Origin of the sequence: Sphaerimonospora thailandensis (assembly GCF_016863115.1) — a bacterium.
Lineage (GTDB): Bacteria > Actinomycetota > Actinomycetes > Streptosporangiales > Streptosporangiaceae > Sphaerimonospora > Sphaerimonospora cavernae.
This window is the reverse complement of record NZ_BOOG01000155.1, coordinates 1-679: the sequence shown is the minus strand read 5'-3', so window position 1 is coordinate 679 and position 679 is coordinate 1. Positions and strand designations below refer to the sequence as shown.

2 protein-coding genes are annotated in these 679 nt (G+C 72.8%); one reads left to right on the top strand and one right to left on the bottom strand.

What is annotated here, in order from left to right; translation table 11 throughout:
• A partial coding sequence (locus Mth01_RS29425) for a hypothetical protein (protein ID WP_204019224.1) occupies positions 1–196 on the bottom strand: 196 nt, incomplete at its 3' end.
• Between the two features lie 51 nt (positions 197–247).
• Here Mth01_RS29425 and Mth01_RS29420 point away from each other — a divergent pair.
• Positions 248–679: hypothetical protein (locus Mth01_RS29420; RefSeq protein ID WP_407695993.1), on the top strand; the 432-nt coding region annotated here is incomplete at its 3' end.

Genomic DNA, 679 nt, shown 5'->3' with positions numbered 1-679 from the left:
GGTGGATGAGGGTAACCCGTCGCGTGAGGAGAATGTCGAGGCCGAGGGTGTAGAAGCCGAGGGTGCAGAGGCCAATCGTGGCGAGGCCGGTCTGATGGAGTCGGTGCATGCGCAAGCAGGCGGCACCGGTGACGAGCAGGCCGGGGGTGGGCCTGGCCGCCGGGAATCCGGGTGCGGCCGAGACGCTCGGGAGCACCCTACGCGGGCAGCAGAGCACCGGCGGGAGGGATCAGGCCACGAGACGCACATGCCGGCCGAACCCAGCCAGACGGGACTCGGCCATCTCGCCGGTTCGGACACCGACCGCCACGATCGCGACACGGAGAGCGTGCGGGCGAAGGTCGGCCGGGAAACACCCGACCAGGCCGAACACGGCTGCGAGACCGCCCGGCAGGAAGCCAGAGCGGAAGATGAACCCGGCGAAGCCAGACCCGGCCCCGAGGCCGGACGTGAGGGCTTCGGGCCGGAGGCAACCGGGGCATGTTCGACCATGCCGGGCGCGACCATGCCGGGCGCGACCATGCCGGACACTGCCGAGCCGGACGCTGCCGAGCCGGACGCGACCGGGCTGGGCGAGCACGGGGACCTCGGCACCGGTGGCGGGAAGCGGAACGAGGGCAGCGGGATCGGCAGCCGGAGCAAAGGCGAGGGCCGGGGGAGCAAGGGCGAGGGCCGAGGG